This is a genomic window from Catellatospora sp. IY07-71 (assembly GCF_018326265.1).
GTDB lineage: Bacteria > Actinomycetota > Actinomycetes > Mycobacteriales > Micromonosporaceae > Catellatospora.
On record NZ_AP023360.1, the window covers coordinates 6,652,949 to 6,671,701 of the forward strand.

At 70.2% G+C, this 18,753-nt stretch carries 9 protein-coding genes; 5 read left to right on the forward strand and 4 right to left on the reverse strand.

The genetic code is table 11. The features are described 5' to 3' along the window. The first annotated feature begins 150 nt into the window (after window positions 1–150). Window positions 151–1,458 carry a cellulose binding domain-containing protein gene (locus CS0771_RS29555; protein WP_212844052.1) on the forward strand — a complete coding sequence of 436 codons (1,308 nt, stop codon included), beginning with the start codon at window positions 151–153 and terminating at the stop codon, window positions 1,456–1,458. Between the two features lie 52 nt (window positions 1,459–1,510). Here the strand turns inward: CS0771_RS29555 and CS0771_RS29560 are convergent, their stop codons facing one another. Next, window positions 1,511–2,803, reverse strand: a complete 1,293-nt coding sequence (locus tag CS0771_RS29560) for a ricin-type beta-trefoil lectin domain protein (RefSeq protein ID WP_212846113.1) — start codon at window positions 2,801–2,803, stop codon at window positions 1,511–1,513. A gap of 750 nt (window positions 2,804–3,553) precedes the next feature. On the opposite strand from CS0771_RS29560, the gene CS0771_RS29565 reads away from it, so the two are divergent. Then, the gene (locus tag CS0771_RS29565; RefSeq protein ID WP_212844053.1) at window positions 3,554–4,657 is read left to right on the forward strand and encodes a ricin-type beta-trefoil lectin domain protein; all 1,104 of its coding nucleotides are present in this window, start codon (window positions 3,554–3,556) and stop codon (window positions 4,655–4,657) included. Between the two features lie 80 nt (window positions 4,658–4,737). On the opposite strand, the gene CS0771_RS29570 is transcribed toward CS0771_RS29565, so the two are convergent. Next, window positions 4,738–7,431 (reverse strand): ricin-type beta-trefoil lectin domain protein, encoded by a 2,694-nt coding sequence (locus CS0771_RS29570; protein ID WP_212844054.1) that lies wholly within the window; start codon window positions 7,429–7,431, stop codon window positions 4,738–4,740. Window positions 7,432–8,062: 631 nt separating this feature from the next. On the opposite strand from CS0771_RS29570, the gene CS0771_RS29575 reads away from it, so the two are divergent. Next, the gene (locus CS0771_RS29575) at window positions 8,063–13,069 is read left to right on the forward strand and encodes a PQQ-binding-like beta-propeller repeat protein (RefSeq protein WP_212844055.1); all 5,007 of its coding nucleotides are present in this window, start codon (window positions 8,063–8,065) and stop codon (window positions 13,067–13,069) included. Between the two features lie 270 nt (window positions 13,070–13,339). Here the strand turns inward: CS0771_RS29575 and CS0771_RS29580 are convergent, their stop codons facing one another. Then, complete coding sequence (locus CS0771_RS29580; RefSeq protein ID WP_212844056.1) at window positions 13,340–15,235, reverse strand: DNA/RNA non-specific endonuclease; 1,896 nt, start codon at window positions 15,233–15,235, stop codon at window positions 13,340–13,342. Window positions 15,236–15,553: 318 nt separating this feature from the next. Next, window positions 15,554–15,961, reverse strand: coding sequence for an SHOCT domain-containing protein (locus CS0771_RS29585; RefSeq protein WP_212844057.1), 408 nt, complete (start codon window positions 15,959–15,961; stop codon window positions 15,554–15,556). A 646-nt stretch (window positions 15,962–16,607) separates the two neighbouring features. On the opposite strand from CS0771_RS29585, the gene CS0771_RS29590 reads away from it, so the two are divergent. Together CS0771_RS29590 and CS0771_RS29595 are read left to right on the forward strand one after the other, a co-directional pair. After that, window positions 16,608–17,441: a C1 family peptidase gene (locus CS0771_RS29590; RefSeq protein WP_212844058.1), complete on the forward strand. Its 834-nt coding sequence runs from the start codon at window positions 16,608–16,610 to the stop codon at window positions 17,439–17,441. Between the two features lie 254 nt (window positions 17,442–17,695). Then, window positions 17,696–18,739, forward strand: coding sequence for an IS30 family transposase (locus tag CS0771_RS29595; protein WP_244871286.1), 1,044 nt, complete (start codon window positions 17,696–17,698; stop codon window positions 18,737–18,739). The last annotated feature ends 14 nt before the right edge of the window (window positions 18,740–18,753 follow it).

The window sequence follows — 18,753 nt, forward strand, 5'->3', positions numbered from 1 at the left end:
GGAACAGTCAATTGACACTTTCCTGCTCGACAGGCATGCTACGTGACACACGTCGTCGATGGAGCCCGGCTACGTGAGCGCACGCAATCCGGCAAGCAGGCAGGGCAGGCCCGCAAGCCGACCCGCAGCTGTCGCGACCAAGGAAGTGCCATGACACGAACAACCAGCTCCAGCCGGCGCCGATGGGTGCTGAGCAGCCTGCTCACAGTGACGATGACCGGCGCCGTGCTACTCGTCCCCCGCCTGGCCGAAGCCGGCCCGACGGCAGGCTGCGGCAGGACCCCGACTCTGACGAACGGAACTCACTCGATCCAGAGCGGTGGCCAGAGCCGCACCTACATCCTCAGCATCCCGAACTCCTACACCAGCACCCGGCCGTACCGGCTCGTCTTCGGCCTGCACTGGCTCAACGGCACGGCCAACGACGTGGCCACCGGCGGCGCCGACGGCGCGGCCTGGGCCTTCTACGGGCAGAAGCAGCTGTCGAACGACAGCACCATCTTCGTCGCGCCGCAGGGCATCAGCAACGGCTGGGCCAACACCGGCGGGCGCGACGTGACCCTGATCGACGACCTGGTCCGACTCGTCGAGGGCGACCTGTGCGTGGACACCAGCCAGGTCTTCGCCATGGGCTGGAGCTACGGCGGCGCGATGAGCTACGCGCTGGCCTGCGCCCGGCCGGCGGTCTTCCGCGCGGTCGTGGTGTACTCCGGCGCCAACCTCAGCGGCTGCAGCGGGGGCACGCAACCGGTCGCCTACTTCGGCATCCACGGCACCCATGACAGCGTGCTCAACATCTCCAGCGGGCGCTCGCTGCGCGACACCTTCGTCCGCAACAACGGATGCACCGCGCAGAGCCCACGCGAACCGGCCCTGGGCAGCCTGACCCACATCACCACGAGCTACGCGGGATGCCGGGCCGGATACCCGGTCCAGTGGGCCGCGTTCGACGGTGACCACGCCCCCCACCCGGTGGACGGGTCGACGGCCACCAGCGGCACACGGACGTGGACCTCGGCCGCGGTGAACAGCTTCCTGGCCCAGTTCACCGGCAGCCCGTCGCCGAGCAGCCCGCCGTCGGGCAGCCCGTCGCCGAGCAGTTCTCCCTCGTCCGGCCCCTCCCCCTCGCCCAGCAGCCCGGCCCCGTCCACGCCCGGCCCGGGCACCGGGTGCAGCGCCGCCTACCGGACCACCAATTCCTGGCCCGGTGGTTTCCAGGGCGAGGTGATCGTGACGGCGGGCAGCTCGGCCATCGCGGGCTGGACCGTGCAGTGGACGCTCAGCAGCGGCCAGACCATCACCCAGGTGTGGAGCGGCACGCTGTCGGCCAGCGGCTCGGCGGTCACGATCCGCAACGTCTCCTACAACGGCTCGCTGGCGGCGAACGCCTCGACGACCTTCGGATTCCTTGCCGGCGGGACCCCGTCGGCTCCCACGCTGACCTGCACCAGCGCCTAGGGCGGCGGGCAGCGGGCCGGCCCCTGGACGGGACCGGCCCGCTGCCCTTCGGCTAGCTGCGCAGGCTCCATTGCTGGTTGGCGCCGCCGTGGCAGCTCCACAGCTGGAGCTTGGTGCCGTTGGCGGTGGCGGCTGCCGCGGCGTCCACGCAGAGCCCCGACTGGACGCCGGTGATGGTGCCGTTGGCGTTGAGGTTCCACTGCTGGTTGGCCTGGCCGTTGCAGTCCCAGATGATGACGGCGGTGCCGTTGGCGGTGCCGTTGCCGTTGGCGTCCAGGCACTTGCCGCCGTACACCGTCAGCTGCCGGCCGGCGGTGTAGGTCCAGCGCTGGTTCGTGCCGCCGTGGCAGTCCCAGATCTGCAGCTGGGCGCCGTTCGTCGTGGAGGAGCCGGGCACGTCGATGCAGCGCCCTGACGGCTGACCGACTACCAGCACGTTCGACTGGCCGGGGGCCGGGCTGCTCGGCGGCGGAGAGCTCGGCGCCGGGCCGGACCCGAACTGGGACAGGAAGCGCCAGGCCTCAGCCTTGCTCCAGGTCCGGACGCCGTCCTCGCAGCCGGAGCATCCCTCCACCGGCGCCGGTCCGTGACCGCCGTCGAAGGCGGCCCACTGCACCGGGTATCCCGCCCGGCAGGAGTAGGTCGTCGTGATGTGCCTGCCGCTGCCGGGAGCCGGCTCCGGGGCGTTCTGCGCCGCACAGCCGTTGTTGCGCAAGAACGTGTCGCGCAGGCCCCGTCCCTGCGAAATGTTCAGCACGTTGTCGGAGATGCCGTGGATGCCGAAGTAGGCGATCGGCTGGGTGCCGCCGCTGCAGCCGGACAGCTGCGCGCCCGCGTACACCACCACGGCACGGAAGACGCTCGCCCTGGCGCAGGCCAGCGCGTAGCTCATGCCGCCGCCGTAGCTGAACCCCATGGCGAACCGCTGCGTGGTGTCGACACACAGGTCGTTCTCGATGACGCGGATCATGTCGTCGGTGAAGACGACGTCCGTGCCGTTGCTGTTGGCCCAGCCGTTGCCGTTGCCCTGCGGGGCGACCAGGATGGCGCTGTTGTCGGACTGCTGCTGCATGCCGTAGTACGACCACGCGGTCCCGCTGGTCCCCCCGGACGAGACGTCGTTCATCGTGCCGCCCCGCCAGTGGTAGGCGAAGATCAGGCGATAGGGCCGGGTGTTGTTGTAGCCGTCGGGGATCCGCAGGATGAAACTGCGGCTCTGGCCGCTGCTCTGGATGGTGTTCGTGCCGCTGCGCAGCGTCGGGGCCTTTCCGCATCCGGCGGTCGTGGCGGCGAACGCGGGCGGGCCGGTCAGTGCGGTCATGGCCAGTGCGCCTGCGATGACCATGGCGACTGTGCCTAGTCCGGCCAGCCACCGGTGATGTGGTCTGGTCGCGTGGAGTGTGGTCACGGTGCTGTCTCCTTGCTTGGGAGCGTCGGCTGCCCTGCCGGGTGCGGCGCGCGGATGAGGGGCGCTCGGCAGCGCGGCCAGACCGCCGCACCCGGGCGGGCACACAGTTGGTCGGCATCGTCCTGGGCGATGGACGAGTCCTTGAACGTGAGGGGGTGCGACCGCGGGTGGCCCGGCGTTGTCTCTCACCGCACAGCCGCGTGGACGGTGGTCAGCTCACTGCCCTGAGCCTTCCGTCCCAGCGGGACAGCGTCACGGTATCGACATCACACATCACATGTCAATGACTGCTGTCGATTTACGCGAGGCAGCGAAAGAGCTGCTGTTTTCCACGTCGGAACGGCCTGCCGTGTCGCTGGTTGTCGCAGATGGAGGCGAGGAGCTGCCAGAACACGGGACGACCGTACGTCAGACATCGTATGACATGCCGAGTTCTGCCTGCTCCCGTTGCCAGTGCACCATCGCCTGGCGAAACCGCCGTCCGCCGCACTTGACGCGGCCGATGTGGTCGGTCACATTGGATCTGCCATCTTTCGGCCTTTGTCAATGAACCCAGGCTGTTCTAGCTCTACAAATGGTGCGGCAGCCGCAGAGCACTTCAAGTGTTAGCGGTCACCGTCATCGGCGCTCCAGCACGGGCCGCGCTCGCCGAGGGCCGACACACACGACAGAACGAAGGGACCGACCATGTCCAAACACGCCCGCCGGCTCGCCGCCGCGGCGGCCACACTGGCGCTGACGGCCTCGATGGCCTTGACGCAGAGCGGCGTCGCCAGCGCCGAATCCAATGGCGGGGTCCGGGTCATGCCGCTGGGCGACTCGATCACCGAAGGCACCCAGGTTCCCGGCGGATACCGAACAGGCCTGTGGCAGCGGCTGGCCGCCGGCGGATACCGGGTCGACTTCGTCGGCACTCAGTTCAACGGGCCGTCCAGCCTCGGCGACCACGACCATGAGGGCCACCCCGGATGGCGCATCGACCAGATCGACGCGAACATCACCGGCTGGCTCCAGACGACGGCACCGCGTACGGTGCTGCTGCACATCGGCACCAACGACGTCCTGCAGAACTATCAGCTGTCCACGGCGCCCGGCAGGCTGTCCAGCCTGCTCGACCGCATCACCGCCGTGGCGCCCGCGGCGGACGTGTTCGTCGCCACGATCATCCCGCTGAGCAACGCCGGCCAGGAGAACGCCGCCCGGACTTACAACGCCGCCATCCCGGGCATCGTGCAGAGCAAGGTGAACGCCGGCAAGCACGTCCACCTCGTCGACATGCACAGCGCGCTGACCACCGCCGACCTCATCGACGGCATCCACCCGACCGCGACCGGCTACGACAAGATGGCCGCCGCCTGGTACACCGCGCTGCGCTCGGTGCCGGGCAGCATCGGCTCGGGCGGCACCGGCCCGACGACATCGGCGCTGGTCAGCGCCGCCTCCGGACGCTGCCTCGACGTGCCCAACAGCAGCACCGCCAACGGCGTACAGCCGATCATCTGGGACTGCAGCGGCCGGGCGAACCAGCAGTGGACCGTCAGCGGCCAGAGCATCCAGTCGCTGGGCAAGTGCCTGGACGCGCCGACGGGTGCCGCAGCGGGCTCGAAGGTGCAGCTGTGGGCCTGCCACGGCGGCCTCAACCAGCAGTGGAACCTCAACGCCAACGGCACCGTCAGCAGCGTCAGCTCAGGGCTCTGCCTGGATGTCTCCGGCAACGCCACTGCCAACGGCACCCCCGTGATCCTGTGGTCCTGCACCGCCGCGGCGAACCAGCGGTGGACCCGCGCCTGAGCCCGCAGGGGTGAGGTGCGCGACGCCGCCCGGCTTCCGCGGCAGGGCAGCGGAAGCCGGGCGGTGACCGGTGCTTCGGGTCAGCTGCGCAGGCTCCATTGCTGGTTGGCGCCGCCGTTGCAGGACCACAGGACGATCCTGGTGCCGTTGGCCGTGGCCGCGCCGGTGGCGTCGGCGCACAGCCCTGACTGGACGTTCGAGATGGTGCCGTTGGCGTTGAGGTTCCACTGCTGGTTGAGGCCGCCGTGGCAGTCCCAGATCACCACGGCGGTGCCGTTGGCCGTGCCGGCCCCGGACGCGTCCAGGCACTTGTTGCCGTACACGGTGAGCTGCTTGCCGGTGGTGTAGGTCCACCGCTGGTTGGTGCCGCCGTGGCAGTCCCACAGCTGTACCTGGCTGCCGTTGGTGGTCGAGCTCGACGGCACGTCGATGCAGCGGCCCGACTGCCCGCCCACGATCTGCACGTTCTGCTGACCGCCTCCGCTGCCCTGCCGCCTGACGAGCGACTTCGACTCGGCGGAGCGGTTGCCTTGCGCGTCCACGACGTACAGCCGGTAGTCGCCCGGCGTGGTGGGGACGGCGATGGCGGTGGCGGTGCCGTCGGCGCGGGTCATCGTCGGCCCGGCCGCGAAGTTCGTCGTGCCGGAGGGCGCCAGCCAGATCGCCTTGGACGCGTCGCCGGCGCTCCGGACGGGAACCGACGATCCGGTGCCGCTGACGAACGTGCTGGCGGGCAGCACGTGATCGGGCAGGGAGAGATTGCTCTGCGGGATGATGCCGCGGTAGGCGTCCTCGAGGCCTGAGCTCACGGCGATAGCGTAGGCCGCCGCCGGCCAGACGTAGTCGGTGGAGACGAGGATGTCGTGGATCGTGCTGTTGGGCAGGTTCTTGTTGGAGACCTTGTTGATGGGGCCGTAGGTCTGCGTGATGCTCAGGTCGTGCTTGCGGCCGAAGTCGTCGGAGTTGATGAGCCAGGTGACGTTCTTGTCCACGCTGAGGACGTTGTCGCGGAACGTCAGGTAGGCCGAGCCCTCGTCGGGGTGCAGCCCGTACTTGTGGCCGGAGGGCACGCCCTGGAGGTAGTTGTTGGTGATCGTGGTCCCCGGCTGGCTGCCGAGGGTGTAGATGGGCGCCGTGTCGCTGAGGCGCTGCACCGTGTCGATGATGTGGTTGTAGCTGATGTTGTTGTTCCTCGCGGTGGTCGTCGGGCGGTTCGGCGCGATCGAGCCCGCCGAGCCGTCGAAGTTCCACCATCCCCAGCCCAGCGTGATGCCCGACCAGGGTGCCTTCTCGATCCGGTTGCGCTGGATCACGAGGGTGTCGGCGAAGTACGCCGAGATGGGGCTGTGCCCGTTGAACAGCACCGCGCTGTCGTAGAGGTGGTTGTTCTTGATGTCGATGTTCTTGGGCAGTCCCTCGACCTGGGCGGAGTACTTCTCCCGGTTGGTCGACGTACCGTCGCCGATATAGACGTGCTGCGGGTGGCCGATGCTGATGGCGGACCCCGCGATGTCGTTGGTGCGGTTACCGGTCAGCTGCGCGTTCTGCACATCGTTCACCATGCGGATTCCGTCGGCGCCGGTGTGCTGGATCCGGTTGCCCTGCAGGGCGATGCCGTCCGCGTTCTGGATGTCGATCATCGCCGGGGTGACGTCGACATTGCGGTAGTAGTAGACGTGGAAGTTGCCCTTGGCGTATGCGGTGGCACCCAGGTTGCCCTGCTGCGCCTGTTTGAACGCCGCGCCGGCCACGTTGAACAGGTTCCAGTCGGAGTGCTGCACGGTGAGGCCGGACAGCGTGATGTTGCGGGCGTGGCTGCTGGTCGAGGTACCGGCGATCCGCAGCGCCGTGGTCACGTTGTTGGGCGCGATGACCGTCGCCGTCGTCATGTTCTCGGCGGCGGCCTTGTAGTAGTACAGGGTCCGGCTGGTCTTGTCGAAGTAGAACTCGCCCGGCGTGTCCAGGAACTCGTAGGCGTTCATGACCTTGTGGACGCCGCCGACCTGTGCGTTGCCGTTGAACGCGCCCTGGGCGATGGCCGCACCGGGCTGCTGGAACAGCGCCACCCGGCTGCCGCCGTCGGTCGTCACCTGGCGCACGCCGACGATGGCCGTGGTCCAGGTCGTGCCCGTCTCGATCTCGATGTCGTCGTGGTTGCCGGCGATCGCGGGGAAGTCCGCCGAGCTGTATCGGGCCCCGTCACACTGGGAACCGGACTCCCAGGCCCAGGAGGCCTGCCCGGCCGTGACGTTGTAGGTTCCGTGGCAGCCCGCGGAGCTGATCGTCTTGGCGGCCATGTATGCCCGCTTGTCGTTGACGTACAGCGCGCGCAGTTTGTTGGCGCGGTTGAGCGGGGCCTTCCAGATGTTGCCGCTGTGCTGGGTCCATCCGGTGACCTGGACGCCGCTGTCGAGGACCGGCGTCTCGTCGGCGTATGCGGCGTAGACGACCCGGTTGCCGTTGGTGCCGGAGTCGGCCGCCCCGAACTCGATGGTGCTGCTCACCGGGTACGTGCCGCCGCGGAGGTACACGTGGATGTCGCCGGTCATGTTCGCATTGACGGTGCGGACGACGTCCCGCGCCCGTTGCAGGGTCCGCAACGGCGACGTGATGGTTCCCGGATTGGCGTCGTTGCCGTCGGGCGAGACGTAGTAGGTCGCCTGGATCGCGGCCGAAGCCGGCAGCTGATGCGCGATCACGGCCGTCGACGTGGCAGCGACGAGCACCGCGATCGCCGCCAGCGATCTCCCGAGGGCGGAAAGGGCTGGGGTCACGTTTGGTTCCTTTCGATTGCCGCTGGACAGAAATGACCGCAGCTGCTTTCACACTGCGGTGACGTGCCGCGCGTTCCTTGATTTCGCCGTCGCTGGTCCTGGTGATGACGTCGCGCCGGCCGCCGCCGAGCCGGCACTTCGGCGGACCGTGGCACGCACGCGCCTCCGGCGGGCCGGGAGAGCCTCGGTGCCGCCCGGAAGACCACCTCCGGCCCGGAGGCCCTGCCCATCAGGACATGTAACACTAACGACATATGACGTCACATGTCAATCTCAGATGTCGGTTCCATGTCCGATGGTCGCGATCAGACCTTCGGCCGCGGCGGACACGGCGAGGACCGTCCGCGGCGGGCTGCCGCACGCGCCCGAGGGCACCGTGCGGACACGACGAAACAGCAGGTCATCGTAGGTATGGGTGCATGCGGGGGCGCAACCTCAACAGGGCTGTTCGAGCATCCGGCGCCCGGCATGCGTGCTATCCATGAGCTGGGCACCATGGCGCCGCGTACCGCCGCTGACCGGCCGGACGTCGCGGCGATCAGGAGTCGGCCAATGGGGACCCGGCTGGGATGCGGTTGGAGGGTGGCGGTTGGAACCGGGTTGAGGCGGGCGGCTATGGACGGAGATGGTGGTGGCGACTCTCAGCGACGGACCGGGTTCAGGGCGAGCCGGCGCGGTCGCGCAGGTCCTCGGCGCCGAAGGCGAGGTGGCCGGGGCCGGGTTCCTGGTCGGCACGGGCCTGCTGGTCACGTGCGCGCATGTGGTGGCGGCCGCCGGGGGCGGCCCGGGCGCGCGGCTGTGGCTGGCCTTCCCCCATCTGGACGGTGCGCCGCGGGTCACCGGGCAGGTGCTGGCCTCGTCATGGCGGGAGCCGGAGGCCGAGGATGTCGCGCTGGTGCAGCTGGACAGCGTGCCGCCGGACGCCTCGGTGCCGGGACTGGGATCCGCGGCGGGGTGCCGGGGGCGCCGGGTCTGTTCGTTCGGTTTCCCTGCGCAGGCTCCGCCCGGCGGCCACTACGGCTTCGGGGTGGCCTGTGACCTGCTTGCCACCCCGGGTGCCGGTGAGCTCCTGCAGCTGACCGACGCCAACGACTTGACGACCGGATTCAGCGGCGGGCCGGTGTTCGATGAGGTCACCGGTCTGGTGATCGGCATGATCACCGCGATCAGCCCGGCGGACGCCCACCTACGCGGCACGGGGATCGCTTATGCCACACCGACCCAGACCCTGCGGCGGGTGTGGCCCGAACTGGCCGAGCAGCAGGTCTGCCCCTACCGGGGACTGGAGCCGTTCACCGCCGAGCACACCGGTTGGTTCCACGGCCGGACGAGCGCGGTGGAGCATGTGCTGGACGCGCTGGCCGGGACGCGACGCGCGCTGCTGCTGCTGGGACCCTCCGGCGCGGGCAAGTCGTCCCTGGTGCAAGCCGGCGTGCTGCCCGCCCTGGCCGCCGGTGCGCTGCCCGGCAGCGACCGCTGGATACCCGTGCTGGCCCGCCCGGGACAGGACCTGCCGGCCGAACTCGAGCGCGCCGGGCTGCCGGTGGCCGAAGGCGGTTCGATCGCCGCGGCGGTCGAGCGCAGGCTGGCCGACGAGCCGGCCGGTGCCCGGCTGCTGCTGATCATCGACCAGTTCGAGGAGCTGCTGACCGCACCCGCCGCCGGGGAGACCGGTGCCTCTCGCGACGTGCTCGACCAGCTCCTGGCGGCGCTCGACGCGACCGCCCCGCTGAGTCTGGTCCTGGTGATGCGCGACGACTTCTACCCGCAGCTGGCCGCACAGGCGCCGGAGCTGCTGCAGGCGCTGACGCCCGGCCTGGTCAACGTGCCGGCCACCCTGAGCGCTCAGGATCTGCACGACATCGTCACCAAACCGGCCGCGGCGGTGGGACTGCGCTGCCAGGACGGGCTCGTGGAACGCATCATCACCGACGTGCTGGCCGTCGGCCCCGACGCCTCCGGCCACCACGCGCCGATCACCATGCTGCCCCTGCTGGAACTGACGCTGCAGCAGCTGTGGCAGCGCCGGCACGACGGCTACCTGACCCACGACGCATACCAGCGCATCGGCGGCGTCACCGGCAGCCTGGCCACCTGGTGCGACACCGCGATCAACCAGCTGAGCCCAGCGCAGCGGCCTGCCGCGCAGCGGATCCTCACCGCGCTGGTCCGCCCGGCCGACGAAGCCCACCACATCCCCGGCGTCCGGCAACAGTGCACCCTGGACGTGCTACGCGAACTGGCCGACGCGGACGACCCCGTCTCCGGCGACCGGACCGCCAATCAGGCAGACGAGGTGCTGGCCATTCTGACCAGCCAGCGGATCGTCACCACCCACGCCGTCCCCGCCACCGGGCAGCCCCACGACGCCTCCGCTCTCCCGGTCGCCGAACTGGTCCATGACACCCTCATCCGCGACTGGCACACCCTCCGCGACTGGGTCAGCAAGGACCACGACTTTCACGACTGGCTGCGCCGCGTCGACGAGAAGCGCATCCGCTGGGCGCACCACCAGAACCCCGACGACCTGCTACACGGCACCGATCTGGCCGAGGGCCTCGACTGGGCCAAGCAGCGCCACCTGCCCCGCGACATCGGGATGTTCCTGACCGCGAGCCGTCAACGCCAGCAGGCCGGACACCGGCGGGCCAGGCGCCTGAACGTCATCCTGGCCGGCCTGCTCATCGTCGCCCTCACCACCACCGGGGTGGCCGGGTGGCTGCGGCAGGCCGCGGTCGCCGCGAAGCGGGAGGCCCAGTCCCGGCAGCTCGCCGCGCAGTCCACCACCCTCCTGGACGCCAATTCCGATCTGGCCTCGCTGCTGGCCGTCCTGGCCTACCGGACGAGCCCCACCACCGAAGCCATAGCCAGCCTGTACGCCGCCGCAGCGCTGCCCCTCCGGCGCCGCCTGAGCCACACCAGCAGCGTATGGACGGTGGCGTTCAGCCCGGACGGGCGTACCCTGGCCACCGGCAGCGCCGACCGCACCGTGCGGCTGTGGGACCCGGCCACCGGGCAGGCCCGCACCACCCTGACCGGCCACACCGGCGGCGTGCTGTCGGTGGCGTTCAGCCCGGACGCGCACACCCTGGCCACGGCCGGCGACGACGGCACGGTGCGGCTGTGGGATGTCGCGTCCGGACGGACTCGCACCACCCTGACCGGCCACACCAGCAGTGTGTTGTCGGTGGCGTTCAGCCCGGACGGGCACACCGTGGCCACGGGCGGCGCCGACGGCACGGCGCGGCTGTGGGATGTCGCGACCGGGCAGGCCCGCACCACCCTGTCCGGCCATACCAGTGACGTGTTGTCGGTGGCGTTCAGCCCCGACGGGCACACCCTGGCCACGGGCAGCAATGACAAGGCGGTGCGGCTGTGGGATCCGGCCACCGGCAAGACCCGCACCACCCTGACCGGCCACACCGGCCGCGTGTGGTCGGTGGCGTTCCGGCCGGACGGGCACGCCTTGGCCACCGGCAGCGACGACAAGACGGTGCGGCTGTGGGATGTGGCGACCGGGCAGACCCGCACCACGCTGACCGGCCACTCCGGCCACGTGCTGTCGGTGGCGTTCAGCCCCGACGCGCGCACCCTGGCCACCGGCAGTGACGACCGCACGGTGCGGTTGTGGGACCCGGCCACCGGCAAGACCCGCAACACGCTGCCGGGCCATACCGGCCTCGTCTGGTCGGTGGCGTTCCGGCCGGACGGGCACACCCTGGCCACCGGCGGCGACGACGCCACGGTCCGGCTGTGGGACCCGGCCACCGGGCAGGCCCGCAACGCCCTGACCGGCCATACCGGCCCCGTCTGGTCGGTGGCGTTCAGCCCGGACGGGCACACCCTGGCCACCGGCGGCGAGGACGGGACGGCGCGGCTGTGGGACCCGGGCACCGGGCATACCCGCGCCGTCCTGACCGGCCACACCAGCGGCGTGCGGTCAGTGGCGTTCAGCCCGGACGGGCGCACCCTCGCCACGGCCGGCGACGACAAGACGGTGCGCTTGTGGGATGTGGCGACCGGACGGACCCGCGCCACCCTGACCGGCCACACCAGCGGCGTGCGGTCGGTGGCGTTCAGCCCGGACGGGGGCACCGTGGCCACCGGCAGCGACGACAAGACGGTGCGGCTGTGGGACGCGGCCACCGGGCGGACCCGCGCCACCCTGACCGGCCACGGCGGCCCCGTCTGGTCGGTGGCGTTCAGCCCGGACGGGCGCACCGTGGCCACCGGCAGCGACGACAAGACGGCGCGCCTGTGGGACGCGGCCACCGGGCAGGCCCGCGCCACCCTGACCGGCCACACCAGCGGCGTGAAGTCGCTCGCGTTCGGCCCCGACGGGCGCACCCTGGCCACGGCCGGCGACGACGGCACCGTGCGGCTGCGGGACCCGGCCACCGGGCAGACCCGCACCACCCTGACCGGCCACACCGGCACCGTGGGGGCCGTGGTGTTCGCTCCGGACGGGCGCACCTTCGCCACCGCCAGCTCCGGGACGGTGGGATTGTGGGACCCGGCCACCGGGCAGGCCCGCACCACCCTGACCGGCCACACCGGCTGGGTGAACGCGGTCGCGTTCAGCCCGGACGGGCACACCCTGGCCACGGGCAGCTCCGACGACACCGTGCGGTTGTGGAACCCGGCCACCGAGCTCGGCACGCTGACCGGGCACACCGGCCCGGTGTGGTCGGTGGCGTTCAGCCCGGACGGGCGCACCCTGGGCACGGGCGGCGAAGACGGGACGGCGCGGCTGTGGGACCCGGCCACCGGGCAGACCCGCACCACCCTGACCGGCCACACCGGCCCCGTATGGTCGGTGGCGTTCAGCCCCGACGGGCGCACCCCGGCCACGGCCGGCTCCGACGGCACGGCGCGGCTGTGGGACCCGGCCACCGGCCTCCCTCGCACCACCCTGACCGGCCACACCAGAGGCGTGCGGTCCGTGGCGTTCAGTCCCGACGGGCATACCGTGGCCACGGCCAGCGACGACGGCACGGCGCGGTTGTGGGACGCGGCCACCGGGCAGGCCCGCGCCACCCTCGGCCAAACCGATCCGGTGTCCTCGGTGGCGTTCAGCCCGGACGAGCGCACGGTGGCAACCGGCGGCTACGACGGCATGGTGCAACTGTGGGACCTGTCCACCGAGCAGACCCGCGCCACCCTCGGCCAGACCGATCTTGTGGCCTCGGTGACGTTCAGCCCGGACGGCCACACCCTGGCGACGGCCAGCTCCGACGGCACGGTGCGGCTGTGGGACCCGGCTACGGGCCAGACCCGCACCACGCTGACGGGCCACACCGGCTGGGTGAACGCGGTGGCGTTCAGCCCGGACGGGCGCACGCTGGCCACGGCCAGCGACGACGGCACGGTGCGGCTGTGGGACCCCGCCACCGGGCAGGCCCGCACCACGCTGACCGGGCACACCAGCGGCGTGCGGTCGGTGGCGTTCAGCCCGGACGGGCACACCCTGGCCACCGGCGGCTACGACGGCAGAGCGCGGTTGTGGAGCATCACCCCGCAGGACCCGGTCGCCGCCATCGACAAGATCTGCTCGGCCGTCAACCGGGACCTCACCGACCTTGAACGGACGGCGTACCTGCCACCGGACCAGCCACTCGCGGCGGTATGCCGCTCCTGAGCGCCGCCCGGCACCGGTCGGCGCCGGTCGGCGCTCAAGACGTTCAGCAGCTGGTAGCCGAGTGCCCAGCCGCCGGTCTGGGTCCACCAGCCGATCTGCAGCGCGGTCGGCGCCCATCCGCCGCGCTCGGTCCACCAGGTGGAGCACAGGCGCGAGTCCGATCCGACCATGAAGACGTCGATGACGCCCAGGCGCCGGCTGACCGCCGCGATGCCACCGGAAGGCACCGACGGCGGCCGGTCCGGCCGCCGTCGGTGTGGCCCTGCCTTTTCACACCAGCCGGATGTCTTCCAGCCGCCTCAGCTCGTGCAGCGGCATCGCGCCCGGCGCCGCCTCCCTGCCGGCGAGCGGATCGGCGTTCTTGAGCTTGCCGAACCGCAGCCCGGTCAGCTCCTCGATCTGCGCGATCGGGACCTGATACGTCTTGAACTGGCCGAACACGAACTCGATGTCGGTGATCAGGTCGGCTTGGCTCACGGTGTAGGCGGTGGCGGTCAGCTTGCCGGTCTCGGCGTGCACCATGACGGCGACCTTCCAGAACGCCCGGGGCAGCCGCACACCGCGATACTCGGGGTCCTCCTCGCTGAACACCGGGCCGGTGTACACGCACGCGCGGAAGTCGAGCGTGTCGGCGTGCCCGAGCAGGTAGTCCTCCAGTTCCAGCCACAGGTGCTGGTTGAACTCGATGTGCTGCGGCGTGGCGTTGGTGAAGAAGAACGTGTCCTTCTCGGCGCGCTTCGCGTCCTCCAGGCTCCCCCAGGCGGGGTCCAGGCGGCGGACCAGATGCCCCCGGTCGAGGTCGTTGCCCGCGTAGAGGGCGTTGCCGACCTGTAGCGAGGCGTCCAACCGCGGGTCGAAGCTCCAGCGGTCCTGCCCCCGCTTCAGCAGGCGGCTGAGTGAACCGTCGATGTTCGAGGCAGTGAAGATCGCAAACTTACGCACGGTGTGCATCGCGATGGTGAAGTGCTGGTACTTGAGCAGGTGCCGGGCGGAGCCGCGGGCGTCGGCGTCCACGACGGCGGCGGCCTCGGCCAGCGGCCCGGACAGCTCCGGCAGCGGCGTCTTCAGGTTGGCCGCGGTGCCCAGGAACGTCTCGTCGAAGCCCGCGCGGTCCTGCAGGGACGCCGCCGACACCCGCGCCTCCGGCTCGGGCTTGATCGTCTGGGCGAGGCTGACCGACTGCGGCTTCACGGCCCGTTTCGCCGTACCGTCCAGCTTCTGCAGATGGCGGCGGAGTTCGGATACGGTCACCGCGTAGTTGGCGTCCAGGTATTCGCCGGCGAAGTGCAGGCCTAGCGCGCCACCGGTCTCGACATCGATCACCACAGATCCGGAGCTGCCCCCGAGCGTCGTGCAGTCATGCGTGAAGACCTTACGGTCCACCTTGCCCATCACCTCGCCCGGCGCCAGGCGCTTGACGTCGTAGATCCCGCCGAACAGCCGGGTCTGGTCCAGCAGGCTGTTGCGCGGATCCTCCGCCGGATAACCGATGACCGCCACCACCTGGCCCGGCTGCGGCTCGCCCTCATAGAGCGGCAGCGGCGGCGGCAGCCGGCGGCCCTTGGGCGCCTCCAGCTCGATGAACGCCAGGTCCGGGGCGTCGGCGCCCTGATCGGCCACGTAGAGCACGCGCTTGACCCGCACCTCGAACGGCCGCACCCCCGCGTACTCCTCCTTGAAGTCCAGCCGCGCGGCCAGGGGCAGCCCGATCGGGCTCGCCCGGAACACGAACTCGCCGCCACGCGGCCGTACCAGTTCCGCGACCACGTGCCGGTTGGTCACGGCTATGCCGGGCGCGATCATCCAGGCGGTTCCCGCGTACGGCACCGACAGGCCGGTCACCTCCAGCCGCCCGACCGAGCGGATGGCCGCGTCGAGGCGCGACTTGGCGGGATACAGCCGCGAGCGCCAGATCTTCGCCTGCGGCAGTTCGAACGTGTCGTTGCGGACGAGCAGGGTGGGCCGGCCGAGTCGCTGGACGATGGCCTCCACCCGGGACTCACGGCTCAGGGCCTCACGCACGGCCCGCTCGGCGGTGACCGGATCCCGTGTCTCGGCGAGCAGGCTGACGTCACGTCGTACATGTCCGTCGGGCAGACCGGACAGCTGGCTCTCCATCTCGGGCAGCAGCTCGGCGATCTCGGATACCAGACGCTCGTCTTTCATGATCGATTCGCTCTGGAAGCGGCGCATGTCCCATCCCCCAATCAATGCCACAATGAGGGTAATACGACCATTCTTCTGATGAGACCCGATTAGGACACCCGCCCCGGCACGCCCCACCCGCGGCCGCAGAGCGATCCCCGCCAGCTTCCTCCGTGGTTGTCGCAGATGGAGGCGAGGAGCTGCTAGAACACGGGACGACCGCGGTCAACGTGACGGTCGTCAACAGCCTGGAGAGCCTTCGATTCCGAGCGCGGCGGCGCAGTTCACCGGATCCGGACCTGATCGGCCGCTCTGTCACCCGGCCGGTCGGGAACGCGCTCAGGACGACAGCGCCTTGATCTTGAGCGTCTCGAACTCGGCCTGTGTGATCGCGCCGGTGTCGAGCAGTTCCTTGGCCTTCGCGATCTGATCGGCGGGAGACGAGCCGGTGCCGGCCACGGCGCGGATCTGTGCGTCCATCTGCTGCCTCATGGCCTGCTGCTGCTTCAGGGCGCGTTCGGCCATGCCGCGGCCGCGCACGATGAGGTAGAGCAGGACGCCCAGGTACGGCAGCACGATGACCAGGATGATCCACAGCGCCTTGACCCAGCCCGACGCCTCATGATCGCGGAAGAGGTCCGCGAAAACCGTGATGAGCAGCCAGAACCAGATAACGAGCAGGAAGAACTCGAACATCCACAGAAGGACGTCGCCGTTGCCGAAGGACGACTCAGCCAGGTTCGTCATGTTGATCCTCGGACGTCGCAGGGCTTGCAGAGTTCCCTGCGTGGTTCTGTCACGTTATGACACATCCGGTCGCCCCGGTGGCCGAACCCGCGAAATGCGGCGACTCGGCTGGGCCGATCGACGGCGTTCGTCCCATTCCGCGTGCAGTCCATGTCCGACGGCCGCGCTCCGGCGCTCGTAGCTGCGGATTTCGGTTTGCGGCTTCGCTCCGACGCTAGTCCGATACGCTTTTCCTGGTGGAGTCGAGGTGCGGCTCGGCTCTCAGGGTTCAGCAAGCGAACAGGTGGAGCTCCCATGGGCGAGGCAGTCTTCTCGGATTAGGTCCGCGCCGGGCAGCCGGCCGCTGCATAGCAGTCGATGCGCATCACATCACCCTGAACCCGTCCGTCGCGGCGCACAGGCCGACCGGTCCCCGCCACGGCGATTCATCAACTCTACGACCTCCGGCTTCGCGCTCTCCGAGGTGGCTTCGGGCTGCACTCCGCACGCGATCGCGGTGCCGGTCACGTGCGGCCACCACGGCACCGCGTACTCGTCAGCGCGCCGATGAAGCCCTTCCCGCAGCGGTCGGTGTACGCGACCGCACCGGCGGCGCACCCATGCTGCGCGCATCGACCTCAATGTTCCGACGCACCGAGGAGGACACATGCCACGCACGACGAAGAAGAACGCCGAAAGCGCCAACCACGCCGTCGCCGTCGCCGAGCGCATCTGCAACCTCGTCCCGTCCAGGGGGATCACCACCGACTGGACGCTGGCGGACGCGATGGCGGTCGGCGCCCTGACAGCCGTGCCCCTGCCCAGCAGCGTCGATCTGCGTGCGCCGTGGTGGGAGATCGGCGACCAGGGCGGCACGGGATCCTGCGTGGGCTGGGCCACCGGCGACGGGCTGATGCGCTACCACCTGGTGAAAGCCGGCCTGATGCGCAAGGACCAGCACATCTCGCCGCGGTACGTCTGGATGGGATCGAAGGAGACCGACGAGTTCACGACCCGGCCGGAGTCCTTCATCGAGCGTTCGGGCACCTCGCTCAAGGCGGCGGTCGACCTGTGCCGCAAGCACGGCGTGGTCACGACCGACCTGCTGCCCTTCGCACTCGAGGACAGCCTCTACGCCGGGCCGGAGAACGCGTTCTGGGCCGCGGCCGCGCAGCTGCGCGCGACGTCGTACTTCAACGTCGGCCTCGACGTCGAGCGCTGGAAGGTGGCAATCGCGCAGGATCAGCCGGTCCTGGTGGGGCTGGTCGTCGACAAGACGTGGCGCGACGCCACGCAGACCGGCGGCGAGCTGGACGAGTTCGACGTGGGCAGCGCGGGCGGCGGGCACGCCGTGTGCGCCGTGGGCTACCGCAGTGACGGCCGGATCATCCTGCGCAACAGCTGGGGCACCGGCTGGGGCGACCAGGGCTTCGCCTACGCATCGCCCGAATACATCCAGGCGGCGTTCTTCCCGGAGGCCTACGTGGTGACGGTCCGGTGACGGACGTCCCGCGCCGTATCGGCCCGAGTCCCCGCCGGCACGTCCTTGAGTTCTGGTGGTTGTCGCAACACCCCAGTTCAAGGGGTGCGATGGACTTCAAGATCCGTACTGACCGTACGGCGCAGGGGCCGAAGAAGCTGCGTGCTGAACGGGAGGAATACTTCCGGCTCGTGCAGCAGGGCTATGGCAACAGGGAGGCGTCCCGACGCGTCGGTGTTCATGAACGGACCGGACGCGAGTGGCGCAACGGCCGGATGGCCCCCAACCGGCTCCGGGCGCCCGCTCAGGCAGAGCGGGCGCCCGGAGCGTCGTCGAGGTATCTGCAGGAGGCTGATCGTCTCCACATCGCCGACCGGCTGCGGGACAAGGCCTCGGTGCGGGCGATAGCCGCAGAGCTCGGCCGCAGCCCGTCCACCATCAGCCGGGAGATCCGCCGTAATCGGCATCCGGGTAACGGCCAGTACCGACCGTATGCCGCTCAGGCCCGGGCCGACGGCCGCCGACCACGCCCCAAGCCCGGCAAGATCGGAGAGAATGCCGCCCTGCGGGACTTCATCCAGGATCACCTGGACAAACGGTGGAGCCCGGAACAGATCTGTCAGGCTCTGCGCAGACGATTCCCCGCGCGGCCGGAGATGCACGTGGTCCACGAGACGATCTACCAGGCCCTCTACGTTCAGGGCCGAGGCGAGCTACGCCGCGAACTCACCCGTGCGCTGCGCACCGGCCGTGCCCGTCGCAAGCCGCACCGGCAGGCGGCCAGCCGCCAGCCACGGTTCACGCACCCCATGGTCATGATCAGCGAGCGGCCGGCCGAGGTCGAGGACCGTGCCGTGCCCGGCCATTGGGAAGGCGATCTGATCATCGGCAAGGACGGCGGTTCGGCCATCGGAACGCTCGTCGAACGCTCCACCCGCTACGTCATGCTCGTCCACCTGCCCACCGGCCGCAGCGCCGAACACATGCGCGACGCCCTCCAGGCGACAGTGCAAGCCCTACCGGCCCACCTGGTCCGCTCCCTCACCTGGGACCAGGGATCCGAAATGGCCGCCCACCACGCCTTCAGCGTGGCCACCGACATTCCGGTCTACTTCTGCGATCCGGGCAGCCCATGGCAGCGCGGCTCGAACGAGAACACCAACGGCCTGCTGCGGCAGTACTTCCCCAAGGGAACCGATCTATCCGTCCACAGCCGTGACCACCTCGACGCCGTCGCCGTCGAACTCAACGGCCGACCACGCAAAACGCTCGGCTGGGAAACCCCAGCCGAGCGCCTGCGTACACTGCTCGCGGCCTAGACAACCAACCACGT